We start from the raw sequence: 14,970 nt of genomic DNA, 5'->3' as shown, positions 1-14,970 counted from the left end.
GAAGCCGACGTCCACACCTGGATCGAGGCCTGGAACAACGACCCCAAACCCTTCGTCTGGACCAAAACCGCCGACCAGATCCTCGACACCCTCGCGCCGCATACTGCCAACGAATTAACGACTCAGGACACTAGCCGGGCCGGGGACCCGGCCGGTGGCCTCAGCCCAACTGCTTGTCGACGAAACACCAACGCCACGTCTCACCCGGTTCGAAGCTGCGCATCACCGGGTGGCGGCTGTCGTGGAAGTGCAGCGTCGCGTGCTTGCGCGGCGAGGAGTCGCAGCACGCGACGTTGCCGCACTTGACGCACATCCGGAGGTGCACCCAGGTCGTGCCCTCGGCGATGCAGGCCGGGCACACGTCCACCGCGTTCGGTTCGACATCGCGCCACGGGTGCGCGAGGTGCTTGCACGAGCGCGCCGTGACCGCGGGTGTGCTCAGCTCGCGCTCGACCTCCAGCGCGGCCTCCTCGACCCGGTCGAGCATCGACTCCTCGATGTCGAGGCGGGCCAGCACACGGCGCAGCACGGTGTCGTCGGCCGTGCCGTTGTCGCGCGCCAGCAGGAACTGCTCGCGGTCGACCTCCATCAGCCGCAGGCGCAGCCGCCGGTAGGCGTCGCTCGGGGTCTCGGCGAGCGCGCTCTGGCGGCCGAGCTGCTCCCACGCCGAGTTGGCGCGGTAGGTGAGGCGGTCGCGCAGCCGTTCGAGGATCTCCGGCGGGTCGTCCGGGGTGCTGATCTCGTCGAGCTTCGCGAGCGCGGCGCGGGTCATGTCGTTGACCACGGCGGCTTCCTGCAGGGCGTCCTCGGCCGGGTCGGGCCGGGGCAGCTGCAGGCGGCGGATCAACGGCGCGAGTGTCATGCCCTGCACCACGAGTGTGCCGGCCACGACCGTGAACGCCGCCAGCACCAGCACGGCGCGCTGCGGGGTGTCGGCCGGGAGCACGAAGGCGGCGGCGAGCGTGACCACGCCGCGCATGCCGGCCCAGGCGATCACCGCCGAGTAGCGCCAGGGCCAGATCTTCGCCTTCGTGCTGTACTTCGCGGCGAGCCGCCGCTGCAGGCCGATGCCGATCAGCCACAGCACGCGCGTGACGATCACGGTGCCGAGCACCGCGGCGCAGATCCCGACCAGCAGCCACGGCGACAGGCCGGTCTTCGAGACGTCGATGAGGATCCCGCGCAGCTGAAGGCCGATCAGCAGGAAGACCATGTTCTCCAGCAGGAACTGCACGGTCTGCCAGTTGAGCCGCGACGCGAGCCGCGTCGAGCCCGACAGGATGCGCGGCGACTCGTGGCCCAGCATCAGGCCGCACACCACCACGGCGAGCACACCCGAGCCGTGCGCCACCTCGGCCACGAGGTAGGCGACGAACGGCACGGCGAACGACAGCGCGGTGTCCGTGACCGGTTCCTCCAGGCGCTTGCGCAACTGGGTCGCGATCACGCCGATCAGCAGTCCGACCACGATCCCGCCGACGGCGGCGAGCAGGAAGTCGAGCCCGACCTGCCACAGGCTGATCGACCCGGCGATGGCCGCGATCGCCGTGCGCAGCGTGACCAGGGCGGCCGCGTCGTTGAACAGGCTCTCGCCCTCGAGCAGGCGCACGAGCTTGCGCGGCATGCCGACCCGCCGCGCGACCACGCTGGCGGCGACCGCGTCGGGCGGTGCGACGACCGCGCCCAGCGCGATGCCCGCGGCGAGCGGCAGCCCCGGCACCACGGCCCACGCGACGAAGCCGACGCCGAACGCGGTGAACACGACCAGGCCCACCGACAGCGTCAGGATCGGGCCGCGCAGCTTGTTGAAGGCGACCAGCGACGTCTGGATCGACGCCGAGTACAGCAGCGGGGGCAGCAGCCCGATCAGCACGACCTCGGGGTCGAGCTGGTAATCGGGCACAGCCGGCACGAACGACGCCGCGACGCCGACCACGACCAGACACAGGGGCGCCGACCAGTCCAGCCGTCGCGCGATGACCGTGACGACGAGGACCGTCACGACCAGGGCCACCAACTCCGCCGCGATGTGCACGGGGTAATCATGACCCGAACCCGTGGCCGCGTGCTCGCGGGACACCCGACGACGGGCGGTGGCGATCACTAGGCTGGCCGGTATGACCACAGTCCAGACCCGGGCCGGTGCGGTGCGTGGCGAGGTGCGCGACGGCGTCGCCTACCACCTGGGCGTGCCGTACGCCGAGCCGCCGGTCGGTGAGCTGCGGTTCCGCCCGCCCCGGCCGGTCGCGAGCTGGACCGGCGTCCGCGACGCGACCCGGTTCGCTGCCCGGGCCCCGCAGCCGGAAGTGACCGGGCGCGGGTTCACCGGCGAGGAGGACTGCCTCCACGTCAACGTCTACGCGCCGGCCGCACCCGGGCCGCACCCGGTGCTGGTGTGGATCCACGGGGGTGGCGGGGTCATGGGGTCTCCGCACCAGTTCGACGCGTCGGCGTACGCGCGGCGGGGCGTCGTTGTGGTCACCGTCGGCTACCGCCTCGGGGTGCTCGGGATGCTGCGGCTGCCCGGTGTGTCCGAGGGCAACCTCTCGCTGCACGACCAGGTGCTGGCGCTGGAGTGGGTGCACGGCAACGTCGCCGCGTTCGGCGGGGACCGCGACCGGATCACGCTCGCCGGGCAGTCGAACGGCGGGCGCACCGTCGGCACGCTGCTGGCCGTGCCGCGCACGCGCGGGCTCTTCCACCAGGCGATCGTGCAGAGCGGCACCGGCGTCGGCTCCGTCGTGCACACCCCGGCCGAGGGCGAGGCCGTGGCGGCGGCTCTGCTGGCCGACCTCGGCGTGTCAGCGGCCGAGCTCGCCACAATGCCGGTGACGCCGATTCTCCAGGCGCAGCAGCGGGTCGCGGCCGCGTCGGGCACGCTCGTCACGTACCGCGTGATCGTGGACGGCGACCTGCTGCCCCGGGTGCCGGCCGAAGCCGTCGCCGATGGCGCCGCGCGCGAGGTTCGCCTGCTCGTCGGCACGACGGCCGACGAGCAGGACCTCTTCTCCTGGCTGCAGACCGGCCGAGCGAAGCTGCTGGGCACCGGCTCGACGATGCTCGACGACCAGCAGATCGCCCAAGGCGTGGCCGCCTACCGCGAGCTGCTGCCCGACTGGTCCGAGGACCAGCTGCGCAACCGTGTGCGGACGGCGGGGGACTGGTGGCTGCCCGCCATCCGGCTGGCCGAGTCGCAGCACGCCGCGGGCGGCGCCGCGTGGATGTACCGGCTCGACTGGCGCATCGCCCCGCGCGGCAAGGGCCTCGGCGCCGTGCACGGCCTCGACCTGCCGCTGATGTTCGACGACATCGGCAACAGGAACTGGCGCTTTCTCTTTGCCCTCGCGAAACCCGATCCCGCGCGCCTGCAGGCGATGGCGACGCGGATGTTCGACACCTGGGTCCGCTTCATCGCCCACGGCGACCCGGGCTGGGCGTTCTACGAGCCGAGCGCCCGGATCACGCGCCTGTTCGACGATGTGAGCACGACCGTGTCCGATCCGGACGCCGAACAGCGCCGGTTGTGGGGCTGAGCACCGTTCAGAGCGCGTCGACGTAGAACCACTGGCCGCTTTCGCGGACGAAACGGCTGTTCTCGTGCAGCGTGTCGTCGTGGCCGCCGTGGCGGTAGTGCGCGCGGAACTCGACCGTGCCCTCGTTCTGCAGCAGCCCGCCGCCCGTCCCGCCGAGGACGTCGAGGCCGGTCCACTCCTGGCCGTCGTCGAGGCGCAGCCGCTTCGGGCGCGTGTCGGCGTGCCAGGTGCTCAGCAGGTACGCGACATCGCCGACGGCGAAAGCGCTGTACCGCGAGCGCATGAGGAGCTCAGCGGTCGGCGCGGTCTGCCGGCCGTCGTGGAACCGGCCGCAGCACTCGGCGTAGGGCTGGGGCAGCCCGCACGGGCAGTGCTCAGCCGCGCGCACGCTTGACCCCGGCCTGGGCCGACTCCTGCGCGCCCTTCACGGCCAGCCGGTCGGCGCGCTCGTTCTCGGGCAGGCCCGCGTGCCCCTTGACCCACAGCCATTCGACCTCGTGGCGCTCGCCCGCTTCGTCGAGGCGCTGCCACAGGTCGGCGTTCTTCACCGGCTGCTTCGCCGCGGTCTGCCACCCGTTCTTCTTCCACCGCGGCATCCACTGCATCACGCCGTTGCGCACGTACGTGCTGTCGGTGTAGATCTTGACGACCGACGGCCGCGTGAGACTCTCCAGCGCGCGAATCGGCGCCATCAGCTCCATGCGGTTGTTGGTGGTCACGGTGTCCTCGCCGCCGTAGAGCTCACGCTCGTGGCGGCCGTAGCGCAGGAAGGCGCCCCAGCCGCCCGGGCCGGGGTTGCCGCTGCACGCTCCGTCGGTGTAGATCTCCACGGCCTCTTCGCTCACGGCTCGACCCTACCGAGCGAGTCAGGTGAAGTGGCGGAGGCTCGGCCAGCGCGGCCCCGCCCGCATGCTGGGACGCGGAACAACCCCCACCCGCATGCGTTGACACCACCACGAGCCGACGGAAGGGGCTGGCATGACCGCGAGCACGGCGGACTTCACCCGAGCCTGGCAGGACTGGAAAGCGAACCGCGAGAAAGACCTGGCCGACCCCTACGGCTGGCTGGCCCTCGTCTCGCTCGACTGGCTGGAGAACGAGCCGCGGACCTACCCCGGCCTTCCGGGCAAGTGGTGGCAGGACGCCGAAGCCGCCTACGTCGATCCCGACGGCGGGGATCTCGAGCACGAGGGCGTCAAGCTCACCGGGACGAAAAGGATCGAGCTCGTCAACAGCGGCCCCACCACCCGGATCATCGCCGGGGGGATCGAGATCGAAGTCGCGCGCCGGACCGGGTACCTGATCCGGGTGCACGACCCGGAAGCGCCCGTTCTCAAGGCCTTCCGGGGCGTGCCCGCGTACGAGCCCGACGAGAAGTGGGTTCTCGAAGGCCACTTCGAGGCGTTCGACGAGCCACGGCCGGTCACCGTGGGCGCGGTGGTCGAGGGGCTGTCGCACGTCTACACCGCGCCGGGCGAGATCCGGTTCACACGCGGCGAGACCGAGTACACCCTCACCGCCTTCAACGGCACCGACGGTGGTTTCACCATCCTCTTCACCGACGCCACCAGCGGCGTCACCACCTACGCCGCCAACCGGTCGCTGGCCGTGGGGCGGCCGGACGAGCGGGGACGGGTCACGGTGGACTTCACGAGGGCCCGCAACCTGCCCTGCGCGTTCACGGATTTCGCGACGTGCCCGCTGCCGCCGGAGGGCAACCGGCTGCCCTTCGCCGTGGAGGCGGGGGAGAAGCTGCCCTACGAGCGGCAGTAGGCCTCACTCGCCGCGGAAGGCCGGACGGCGTTTGGCGCGGAAGGCGGCGACGCCTTCCGCGAAGTCCTTCGTGCCGAACAGCGCGGACTGACCCGCGCGCTCCAGGGCGAACGCGTCGTCCAGCCGGCCCAGGGACGTGGCCGCCAGGGCGCGTTTCGTCGCGGCGAACGACGCGGTCGGGCCCTCGGCGAGCCGCGTGGTGAGCGAGGCGACTTCGGCGTCGAAGTCCCCGTCGGGGACGACGTGGGAGATCAGGCCCCAGTCGAAAGCCTGCTGGGCGGGGACGCGTTCGGCCAGCATGGCCATCCGCGTCGCCCGCGCGCGCCCGATGGCGGCCGGCACCAGGGCCGTCGAGCCGCCGTCGGGCATCAGGCCGACGTTCGCGAACGCCAGCATGAAGTACGCCGACGCGCGCGCCACCGACAGGTCCGCGGCCAGCGCGAACGAGCAGCCCACGCCCACGGCCGGGCCGTTCACCGCGGCCAGCACCGGCTTCGGGAGGTCCCGCATCAGCCGGGTGAGGCGGTTGGCCGCGTCGATCGTGCCGGTGTCCGGGTCGGCTTCGATGTCGTGGCCGGCGAGGTCGGCGCCGGCGCAGAAGGCGCGCCCGGCGCCCGTCAGCACGACCACGCGCACGCTCGGGTCGGCCGCCGCCTGCTCGACGGCGTCACCGGCGCGCACGAGCATCGCGGTGGTCAGGGCGTTGAGCTGGTCCGGCCGGTCGAACACGATGCGCAACGCGGCACCCTCCTGCTCGATCTGCACTGGCGCGGTCATGGAACGGCCCCTTTCAGGCGAGTCCGGCGTGGTGGCTGACGTATGCCCGGGCGCGCGTCGGGTCGTACGTGCGGGCGATCTGCAGCTTCTCCGCCTCCAACGAGCCTTCCGCGTGCGTGGCGAGCACGGCCTGGTAGCCACCGTAGTCGCGGGCGGTGAGGTCGGCGATGAGGTTCAGCAGCCGCAGCCGGGGCTCGGCGGGCACGGCGGCGGCGTAGTACTTCTCCAGCACCGCACGGATCTGCGGGTCGGCCCAGTCCTCGCCGCCGGGGCCGGTGGCGAGCAGGCCGCCGGCGAGGTCCATGAGCTTCGCGGTCGCGTCGTGGAAGCCGTGGGCGAAGGTGTACTTCGCCGTGTTCACCGCGACGGGGTCGGGCTGCTGGATGCCGCCCTGCCCGGGCCGCGACCGCAGCGCGGCCAGCTCCGCGAGCCCGCGCACGGTCTCGGCGTACGCGATGAGCTGCGTGATCTTGTCCTTCACGTGCCCGGCGCGGGAAATGCCGTTGTACTCGGCGATCAGCGACGCCGAACCCACCAGCAGGTCGAGCAGCGGCAGCTTGTAGTTGATCGCGGTGAACCGGTGGTAGTCCACGAACGCCAGCGCCAGTGGTCCCGCCAGCTCCGGGCGCCGGTTGAGGAACACGCGCTCCTTCGGCACCCGCACGTCGTCGAACACGGTGAGGCTTTCGAGCATCTTGTGCTTTGACGACAACGGAAACTCGAAGTCGTTGCGTTCACCGGCGAGGTAGGGCGACACGTAGATGCCCAGCCCCGGCGTGTCCACGGGGATCGCGAAGGACACGGCGTAGTCCGCGTCCTCGGGTCCCATCGCGCGGGTCGGCAGCACCACCAGCTCGTCGGCGTTGGCCGAGTACGACGTGTGGCACTTCGCCCCGCGCACGGTGATCGAGTCGGCGTCCACGTCGACGATGCGCAGGTACAGGTCGGGATCCACCTGCTGGTGCGGGGCCAGCGAACGGTCGCCCTTCACGTCCGTCTGCGCCACGGCCAGCGCGAGGTCGTCGCGGCACACCCGCTCGTGGAACGCGTTCGCGCGTTCGAGCTCTTCACCTTCGAGGGTGCGCAGCAGCGCGAACATCGCGTCGCTGCCCACTTCCTTGAGCACGATGATCCCGCCGCCCAGCCGGGACACGGTCTCGATCAGCTCACCGCGCGCCCGCAGCTGCTCGGCCGAGCGCGGTACCCGGTAGAACGCCGAGTACCCGTCGGCCACGGCCAGCTCGGGGTGCGACTGCGAGATGGCGAAGCAGTGCGCCGAGTGGTCCACCGCGAGCGTCAGCTCGGGATGGTCGCTCACGCTGTCCACGCGCTGCCCGCGGTAGAACACGCGGCGGCCGTCGCGCAGCCCGTCGCGGTACTCCTTCGCCGTGCGCAAACCCATGTGTCGTCCGCCTTTTCGTGAGGAGGTGGTCAGTGCGGGGCGGCGAGGTCCCGGCCGATGATCTCCTTCATGATCTCGGTCGTGCCGCCGTAGATGGTCTGGACGCGGGAATCCACGAACGCCCGGGCGACGGGGTACTCCAGCATGTAGCCGTAGCCGCCGTGCAGCTGCACGCAGCGGTCGACCACGCGTTTCTGCAGCTCGCTGGCCCACCACTTCGCCTTCGCCGCGTCGACCGCGCTCAGCGTGCCGGCGTTGAGCCCGAGCACGCACGCGTCGAGGTAGGCAGCGGTCACGTCGCGCTCGGTGGCGATCTCGGCGAGCACGAACCGGGTGTTCTGGAAGTCGCCGACGGCTTGCCCGAATGCCTTGCGGGCGAAGCAGTATTCACGGGTCGAGGCGAACACCGCGTCGATGCTCGCGAGGCTGCCCACGGCGATCGACAGGCGTTCGCGCGGCAGCCGTTCCATCAGGTGCGCGAAGCCGCGGCCCTCGGTGCCGAGCAGGTTCGCGGCCGGCACCCGCACGTCGGCGAAGAACAGCTCGGCGGTGTCCTGCGCGTGCAGGCCGACCTTGTCGAGCTTGCGGCCCCGGGTGAACCCGGGCGTGCCGTCCTCGACCACGATCAGGCTGAACCCGCGTGAACCGGCGGCCGGGTCCGTACGGGCCACCACGATCACGAAATCGGCGTTGACCCCGCTCGTGATGAACGTCTTCTGTCCATTCAGGACCCATTCGGCGCCGTCGCGCACGGCGGTGGTGCGCACGCCCTGCAGGTCGCTGCCCGCGCCCGGCTCGGTCATCGCGATGGCGCCGATCAGCTCGCCCGAAGCCATGCCCGGCAACCACTTCCGCCGTTGCTCTTCGGTGCCGAGGTCCTGCACGTACGGGATCACGATGTCGTCCTGGAGCCCGAAACTCGAGTGCAGCGAAGCGGCGCCGACGCGGGCGAGCTCTTCCGCTACGACCACGCGGTAGCGGTAGTCCGGCTGTCCGGCGCCGCCGTACTCCTCGGGCACGGCCAACCCGATCACGCCCTGCTTGCCGGCGGCGCGCCACACGTCGCGGTCGATCAGCCGTGCGGCGTCCCAGCGGTCGAGGTTCGGCTCGACCTCCCGCGCGGTGAACTCCCGCACCACTTCGCGGTAGGCCTCGTGGTCGGCGGTGAAGAGCTGGCGCTGCACGGTGCCCCCTGCGTCGTCGGAAGTTATCTAACGATCGTTAAACACTCCCGTGGATGTCAAGCGCCCGGACGACAGATGGGTCACTGTATATCTAACGATCGCTAAGTTACGGTTCGAGTGGTCGAGCCGAACGAAGGAGTCCGGCTGCTGCGCACGCGCTTCTGCGAGGTTTTCGGGGTCACGCACCCCATCGTCCAGGGCGGCATGCAGTGGGTGGGCCGCGCGGAGCTCGTCGCCGCGGTCGCCAACGCGGGCGCACTCGGGTTCCTGACGGCGCTCACGCAGCCGACCCCGGAGGCCCTGGAGAAGGAGATCGTGCGCTGCCGCGAGCTCACCGACAAACCCTTCGGGGTGAACCTGACGATCCTGCCGTCGATCAACCCGCCACCGTATGCCGAATACCGCGACGTGATCACCGCGTCGGGGGTGCCCGTGGTCGAGACCGCCGGGTTCAACCCGGCGGAGCACCTGCCCGCGTTCCGCGCGGCCGGGGTGAAGGTGCTGCACAAGTGCACCAGCGTGCGCCACGCGGTGAAGGCGCAGGCCCTCGGCGTGGACGGCGTTTCCATCGACGGCTTCGAGTGTGCCGGGCACCCCGGCGAGGACGACGTGCCGGGCCTGGTGCTGATCCCGGCCGCGGCCGAGCGGGTCACCATTCCGATGGTCGCGTCCGGCGGGTTCGCCGACGGCCGCGGCCTCGTCGCCGCGCTCGCCCTCGGTGCCGACGGCGTCAACATGGGCACGCGGTTCCTCGCCACGGCCGAGGCGCCGGTGCACGACAACGTGAAGCAGCGCCTCGTCGAAGCGTCCGAACGCGACACCGAGCTGATCTTCCGCTCGCTGCGCAACACCGCCCGGGTCGCGTCCAACGCGACGAGCCGCGAGGTGGTCGACATCCTCGCCGGCGGCGGCACGTTCGACGACGTGCGCGATCTGGTCGCGGGCGTGCGCGGCCGGCAGGTGTACGAGACCGGCGACACCGATCTCGGCATCTGGTCCGCAGGTGTCGTCCAGGGACTCGTCCACGATGTGCCGACGGTGGCGGAGCTCATCTCCCGCATCGTCGCGGAGGCACGCGAGATCATCGGCGGCCGCCTGGCCGCCGTGCTGGCCTGAGGAGGAGGGATCGGATGGACATCTCGAACACGGTCGCGCTGGTCACCGGCGGGGCGTCGGGGCTGGGGCTGGCCACCGTGCGGGAGCTGCGCAAGCGCGGCGCGAAGGTGGTCGTGGTCGATCTGCCCACTTCGGACGGTGCCGCGATCGCGGCGGAGCTCGACTGCGCGTTCGCGCCGGCCGATGTGACGAATGAAGCCGACGTGCGGGTGGCCGTCGACGCCGCGGCGTCGCTCGGCGACCTGCGCGTGGTGGTCAACTGCGCGGGCATCGGCAGCGCGGTCAAGACTGTCGGCAAGAAGGGTGCGTTCCCGGAGGTGTTCACGAAGGTCGTGTCGGTGAACCTGATCGGCACGTTCAACGTGATCCGGCTGGCCGCCGAGCGCATGGCCCAAGTCGACGCCGTGGGGGAGGAGCGCGGGGTCATCGTGAACACCGCGTCCGTCGCGGCCTACGACGGGCAGGTGGGGCAGGCGGCGTACTCGGCGTCGAAAGGCGGGATCGTCGGCATGACGCTGCCGATCGCGCGTGACCTGGCGAGCCTGCGGATCCGCGTGATGACGATCGCGCCTGGCTTGTTCCACACGCCGCTGTTCGCGACGCTGCCGCAAGAGGCCATCGAGTCGCTCGGCGCGCAGGTACCGCACCCCTCGCGGCTGGGCGACCCGGTGGAGTACGCGGCGCTCGCCTGCCACATCGTGGAGAACCCGATGCTCAACGGCGAGACCATCCGGCTCGACGGCGCCATCCGGATGGCCCCGCGCTGAGCCTAGACTCGGACGGGTCACGTCCGGAATCGATGGGTGGATCATGGTGCGTACGCGGGAGGCGGTGGTGCCGGAACCGGCTGCGGTCTCGAACTCGGTCCCGGACCCGGTCTCGGCCGATTGGCGGCACTACGACGAGCTGGAGTTGACGCCGCTGCTCGCCGCCGCGCTCGACGCGTTCTACGAGCACGGTTTCCACGGCACGTCGGTGCGCGACATCGTTCGACGGGTCGGGCAGACCGTGCCGTCGCTGTACTACCACCACGACAGCAAGGAAGGCGCCTTCGCCGCCCTGCTCGACCTCGGCACCGGCGAAGCCGTCTCGCGCGTCCAGGCCGCGGCGGCCGACGCCACCGGCCCGCGCGAGCAGCTCGTGAACGTCGTCGAGGCCGTGGTGCTGCACATGACCCACCGCACGCGCCTGGCCGCACTGGACCTCGAACTGCGGCACCTCTCGCCCGAGTCGCGCAAGCGCTATGCCGCGCGCCGCAAGGAAATCGAAACCGTGCTGACGGACATCGTCGAGACCGGCGCGCGCGAGGGAGTGTTCACCGCCGGCCATCCCGAGGAGACCGTGCGCGCCGTGCTGGGCATGTGCCAGTCGATCGCGCGCTGGTACCAGCCGGGCGGCTCGCTGCGGCCGGAAGAGCTCGCGCAGCGGTACGTGGACCTGGCACTGCGCACGGTCGGCGCGCGGGCGGTCAAACGCAAGCGTTGACGCGCGTTGCGACCCGGACGAGGGCGCACCGTAGGCCCGCGGCCGGGCGGGAGCAAGGACCGAGGTGCGTCAGGGCCGCCGCGCTGCCCCGTGGTCCTCGTGCGCCGAACGGTTTCCGTGGTCGGATCGGCCGCTGCGCGCGCGAATCAGGCGCCGGCGCGGGTCACGGCCGCGGCGCCGCTTCCTGGTACAGCGTGCGCCAGATGACCTCGGTCATCGAGTCGGCCAGGGCGTCGTCCTCCGACTCCGAGGTGAAGCGCAGGGTCTGGTGGCAGGTGCGTTCGACCATCCAGGTGAGGGCGGAGGCCGTGGGGCGCACCGGCATCGGGGTGATGGTGCCGTCGGCCTGGCCGCGTTCGATGATGGCGGCGATGGCGTCGACGAGGCCCTCCATGATGCCGCGGTAGAGCTCGTCGACCTCGGAGTCGTAGGCCGCCATCTCGATCACGGCGTAGAGCACCGAGCGGTGGCGGCGGTAGCGGGCGATGATCTCCGAGATCGAAACCCGCAGGTCCTCGGGGTCGCGCGCGTCGGCGCTGTCCCACCAGCGCTTCGCGGCTTCGGTGAGGTCGGCGAACACGTGCTGGGCGAACAGCCGCAGCAGCTGCCCCTTGTCCTCGAAGTAGACGTAGAACGTGGCGCGCGAGATCCCCGCCTCCGACGCGAGGCGGTCGACGCTCAGCTCGGTGAACGTGAGTCCCTCGCCCATGAGGCGTTCCGTGGCCTCCAGCAGCTGGTGGCCGAGCGTCTCCCGGCGCTGCTGTTTGCGGGCGGTCTGGGGCTTGCGGGTCACCGACGGCATCCAGGCTCCTTGTCTTCGCCTTCACACCCTACCGTTTTGCCGCTCGAATTGACTGGACACATAATCCAGACATACTGTCTTGACAACCTGTGAGATGGACCATACCCTCCAACTTAACGAACGCTAGATACAGACAACAGCTGGATAGTCTGCAGAGGTCATCGCCGACCGGTTCGGGCGCCTTCCGCGCGCCGGTCGGGATCCCCTCCGGTTTTCGCCGGCTTTCCCCTCCAGGAGCGTCCATGTACCCCGGTGTCCACGCCGCGCAGTTCCCCGACAAGCCCGCCGTCGTGGTGGCGGGCGGCGAGGTGCTCACGTACGGGCAGCTGGAAGAGCGTTCGGCCCGGCTCGCGCGCTACCTGCACGGCGCGGGCCTGCGCCGTGGTGACCACGTCGCGCTGCTTTCGGGAAATGACCCGAAAGTGTTCGAGGTCTACTGGGCGGCGCTGCGCTCGGGGCTCTACATCACAGCCGTGAACCGGCACCTGTCGCCGGCCGAGGTCGCCTACGTCGTCGACGACTGCGGGGCCGGGGCGCTGATCGTGTCCGCCGGGCTGGCCGAGGTGGCCGAAGCCGTGGTCGCCGACACGCCGAAGGTCTCGATCCGGCTGGCGTACCGGGGGTCCGTGCCCGGGTACGAGTCCTATGAGGACGCTCTGGCGAGCGTCTCGGCCGAGCCGCTGCCCGAGCAGCCGCGGGGCGCGGACATGCTGTACTCGTCAGGCACCACCGGCCGGCCGAAGGGCATCAAGGCGCCGCTGCCCGAGCGTGAGGTCCACGAGCCCGGTGACCTCTACACCGCGATCTTCGTGCCCATGTACGGCTTCTCGGCCGACACCGTGTACCTCTCGCCCGCGCCGATCTACCACGCGGCGCCGCTGCGCTTCGGTGGCGTGGTGCAGGCGGTCGGCGGCACCGTGGTGATGATGGAGCGGTTCGACGCCGAGCAGGCGCTGGCCGCGATCGAGCGGTACGGCGTGACGCACAGCCAGTGGGTACCGACGATGTTCGTGCGCATGCTGAAGCTGCCCGAAGAAACGCGCGCGAAGTACGACCTGTCGAGCCAGCGCGTGGCGATCCACGCCGCCGCGCCGTGCCCGGTCGAGGTCAAGCAGGCCATGATCGACTGGTGGGGCCCGATCCTGCACGAGTACTACTCGTCCACCGAAGGCCCCGGGGCCACCTTCATCGACAGCGAGCAGTGGCTGCGCAAACCCGGTTCGGTCGGCAAGTCGGGGCTCGGGGTCATCCGGATCTGCGGAGACGACGGCGAAGAGCTGCCGGTCGGCGAGATCGGCACTGTCTACTTCGAACGCGAAGTGCTGCCGTTCGCCTACCACAACGACCCGGGCAAGACGGCCGAGGCGCAGCACCGGGCGCACCCCACGTGGACCACGACCGGCGACATCGGTTACGTCGACGAGGACGGGTTCCTGTTCCTCACCGACCGCAAGGCGTTCATGATCATCTCCGGCGGGGTGAACATCTACCCGCAGGAGATCGAGAACGCCCTGACGCTGCACCCGAAGGTGCTCGACGTCGCCGTGGTCGGCGTGCCCGACCCGGAGATGGGCGAGGCGGTGCAGGCGTTCGTCGAGTCCGCCGGCGAGGCCTCGCCCGGCCTCGCTGACGAGCTGCGCGAGTACCTGCGCGAGCGCATCGCGCACTACAAGGTTCCGCGCGGGTTCACGTTCGTGGACCGGCTGCCCCGCACCCCGACCGGGAAGCTCGTCAAGGGCGAGCTCACCCGCTGACCGACCACCATCCACACTGGACTCACCGAGGAGACCGGACATGCAGATCAAGGCCGCGGTGCTGCGTGCCGCCGATGGGCCCTACCGGATCGAGGACGTCGAGCTGCCCGCCCCGGGCCCGGGTCAGGTGCTGGTGCGCATCGTGGGCGCCGGGCTCTGCCACACGGACCTGCTGCCGCGCGCGCCGGGCTTCCTGGCCGCGCCGCCGATCATCACCGGCCACGAGGGCTCGGGGGTCGTCGAGTCCGTGGGCGCCGGCGTCACGAGCCTGGCGCCGGGCGATCACGTGGTGCTGTCGTTCGACTTCTGCGGCCACTGCGCCAACTGCCTCGCCGGGCACCCGTCCTACTGCGAGACGTTCATGCTGCGCAACCTCACCGGCCACGACCCGGACGGTGAGCCGGCCGTGCTCGACGCCGCCGGCGAGGCCGTGGCCGCCCGCTGGTTCGGGCAGTCGTCGTTCGCCACGCACTCGGTGGTCGCCGCGCGCAACGCGGTGAAGGTCGACCCCGAGCTGCCACTGGAGCTGCTCGGCCCGCTCGGCTGCGGCATCCAGACCGGCGCGGCCTCGGTGTTCACCGCGCTGGACGTCCGGCCCGGCACGAGTTTCGTGGTGTTCGGCGCCGGGGGCGTGGGCCTGGCCGCGGTGATGGCCGCGCGGGTGGCCGGGGCCGCGCGGATCGTGGCCGTGGACCTCAACCCGCGCCGGCTGGAGCTGGCGAAGGAGCTCGGTGCCACGCACGCGATCGACGGCGCGGCCGAGAACCTCGCGGAGCAGATCCTCGCGGCGACCGGCGGGGCCCAGTACACGTTGGACACCACGGGCGTGCCCTCGGTGATCACCACCGCGATCGCCGTGCTGAGGCCGACCGGCACGTGCGGCCTGGTCGGGGTGCAGCAGGGCGACCTGGTCATCGACCCGACCGCGCTCGCGGTGGGGCGCAACGTGATGGGCATCCTCGAAGGCGACGCCGTGCCGCAGGTGATGATCCCGCGGCTGATCGAGCTGTGGCGTCAGGGCCGCTTCCCGTTCGACCGGCTGGTGGAGACGTTCCCGTTCGAGGAGATCAACGAAGCCGAGCAGGCGAGTCTCAAGGGCGAAGTCGTGAAGCCCGTGCTGGTTCCCGCCGGCCGGAAGGAGTGA

General features: G+C 71.0%; 14 protein-coding genes and 1 pseudogene. 8 read left to right on the top strand and 7 right to left on the bottom strand.

Going from position 1 to position 14,970, the window contains the following annotated elements; all coding sequences use genetic code 11:
- A pseudogene (locus ACWEOE_RS36330) lies at positions 1–134 on the top strand (IS630 family transposase); the annotation flags it as partial.
- A 26-nt stretch (positions 135–160) separates the two neighbouring features.
- On the opposite strand, the gene ACWEOE_RS36325 reads toward ACWEOE_RS36330, so the two are convergent.
- Positions 161–2,035, bottom strand: a complete 1,875-nt coding sequence (locus ACWEOE_RS36325; protein WP_452017364.1) for a Na+/H+ antiporter — start codon at positions 2,033–2,035, stop codon at positions 161–163.
- An 82-nt stretch (positions 2,036–2,117) separates the two neighbouring features.
- Here ACWEOE_RS36325 and ACWEOE_RS36320 point away from each other — a divergent pair, with 82 nt between their 5' ends.
- Positions 2,118–3,533, top strand: a complete 1,416-nt coding sequence (locus ACWEOE_RS36320; protein WP_452017356.1) for a carboxylesterase/lipase family protein — start codon at positions 2,118–2,120, stop codon at positions 3,531–3,533.
- Between the two features lie 7 nt (positions 3,534–3,540).
- Here ACWEOE_RS36320 and ACWEOE_RS36315 read toward each other — a convergent pair whose 3' ends face one another.
- Together ACWEOE_RS36315 and rnhA are read right to left on the bottom strand one after the other, a co-directional pair.
- The gene (locus ACWEOE_RS36315) at positions 3,541–3,921 is read right to left on the bottom strand and encodes a YchJ family protein (RefSeq protein ID WP_452017354.1); all 381 of its coding nucleotides are present in this window, start codon (positions 3,919–3,921) and stop codon (positions 3,541–3,543) included.
- Entirely contained in the window at positions 3,908–4,378 is a 471-nt protein-coding gene (rnhA, locus tag ACWEOE_RS36310; protein ID WP_452017352.1) for a ribonuclease HI, read from the bottom strand. The genes ACWEOE_RS36315 and rnhA overlap by 14 nt, the downstream gene beginning before the upstream one ends.
- Before the next feature lie 133 nt (positions 4,379–4,511).
- Here rnhA and ACWEOE_RS36305 point away from each other — a divergent pair, with 133 nt between their 5' ends.
- A complete protein-coding gene (locus ACWEOE_RS36305) occupies positions 4,512–5,306 on the top strand; it encodes a DUF1684 domain-containing protein (RefSeq protein ID WP_452017350.1) in 795 nt (264 codons plus the stop codon).
- A 3-nt stretch (positions 5,307–5,309) separates the two neighbouring features.
- Here the strand turns inward: ACWEOE_RS36305 and ACWEOE_RS36300 are convergent, their stop codons facing one another.
- Genes ACWEOE_RS36300 through ACWEOE_RS36290 form a run of 3 tightly spaced genes read right to left on the bottom strand, consistent with a single transcriptional unit; the run spans position 5,310 to position 8,669 of the window.
- Positions 5,310–6,083 carry an enoyl-CoA hydratase gene (locus tag ACWEOE_RS36300; protein WP_452017348.1) on the bottom strand — a complete coding sequence of 258 codons (774 nt, stop codon included), beginning with the start codon at positions 6,081–6,083 and terminating at the stop codon, positions 5,310–5,312.
- Positions 6,084–6,096: 13 nt separating this feature from the next.
- On the bottom strand, positions 6,097–7,485 hold the full coding sequence (locus ACWEOE_RS36295) for a 4-hydroxyphenylacetate 3-hydroxylase N-terminal domain-containing protein (RefSeq protein WP_452017346.1): 1,389 nt from the start codon (positions 7,483–7,485) through the stop codon (positions 6,097–6,099).
- A gap of 29 nt (positions 7,486–7,514) precedes the next feature.
- On the bottom strand, positions 7,515–8,669 hold the full coding sequence (locus tag ACWEOE_RS36290; RefSeq protein ID WP_452017344.1) for an acyl-CoA dehydrogenase family protein: 1,155 nt from the start codon (positions 8,667–8,669) through the stop codon (positions 7,515–7,517).
- Between the two features lie 144 nt (positions 8,670–8,813).
- On the opposite strand from ACWEOE_RS36290, the gene ACWEOE_RS36285 reads away from it, so the two are divergent.
- The 3 genes from ACWEOE_RS36285 to ACWEOE_RS36275 are packed head-to-tail and all read left to right on the top strand — an operon-like array spanning position 8,814 to position 11,270.
- Positions 8,814–9,785, top strand: a complete 972-nt coding sequence (locus ACWEOE_RS36285; protein WP_452017362.1) for an NAD(P)H-dependent flavin oxidoreductase — start codon at positions 8,814–8,816, stop codon at positions 9,783–9,785.
- Between the two features lie 14 nt (positions 9,786–9,799).
- Complete coding sequence (locus ACWEOE_RS36280; protein ID WP_452017342.1) at positions 9,800–10,552, top strand: 3-hydroxyacyl-CoA dehydrogenase; 753 nt, start codon at positions 9,800–9,802, stop codon at positions 10,550–10,552.
- Between the two features lie 43 nt (positions 10,553–10,595).
- Entirely contained in the window at positions 10,596–11,270 is a 675-nt protein-coding gene (locus ACWEOE_RS36275; RefSeq protein ID WP_452017340.1) for a TetR/AcrR family transcriptional regulator, read from the top strand.
- 163 nt (positions 11,271–11,433) lie between these two features.
- Here ACWEOE_RS36275 and ACWEOE_RS36270 read toward each other — a convergent pair whose 3' ends face one another.
- Positions 11,434–12,072: a TetR/AcrR family transcriptional regulator gene (locus ACWEOE_RS36270; RefSeq protein ID WP_452017338.1), complete on the bottom strand. Its 639-nt coding sequence runs from the start codon at positions 12,070–12,072 to the stop codon at positions 11,434–11,436.
- Positions 12,073–12,314: 242 nt separating this feature from the next.
- Between ACWEOE_RS36270 and ACWEOE_RS36265 the strand changes: the two genes are divergently transcribed.
- Both ACWEOE_RS36265 and ACWEOE_RS36260 read left to right on the top strand, forming a co-directional pair.
- The gene (locus tag ACWEOE_RS36265; RefSeq protein ID WP_452017336.1) at positions 12,315–13,826 is read left to right on the top strand and encodes an acyl-CoA synthetase; all 1,512 of its coding nucleotides are present in this window, start codon (positions 12,315–12,317) and stop codon (positions 13,824–13,826) included.
- A gap of 40 nt (positions 13,827–13,866) precedes the next feature.
- The gene (locus ACWEOE_RS36260; RefSeq protein ID WP_452017334.1) at positions 13,867–14,970 is read left to right on the top strand and encodes an NAD(P)-dependent alcohol dehydrogenase; all 1,104 of its coding nucleotides are present in this window, start codon (positions 13,867–13,869) and stop codon (positions 14,968–14,970) included.

It is taken from the genome of Amycolatopsis sp. NPDC004368 (assembly GCF_053602515.1).
This window is presented reverse-complemented; position numbering and strand designations above follow the sequence as displayed.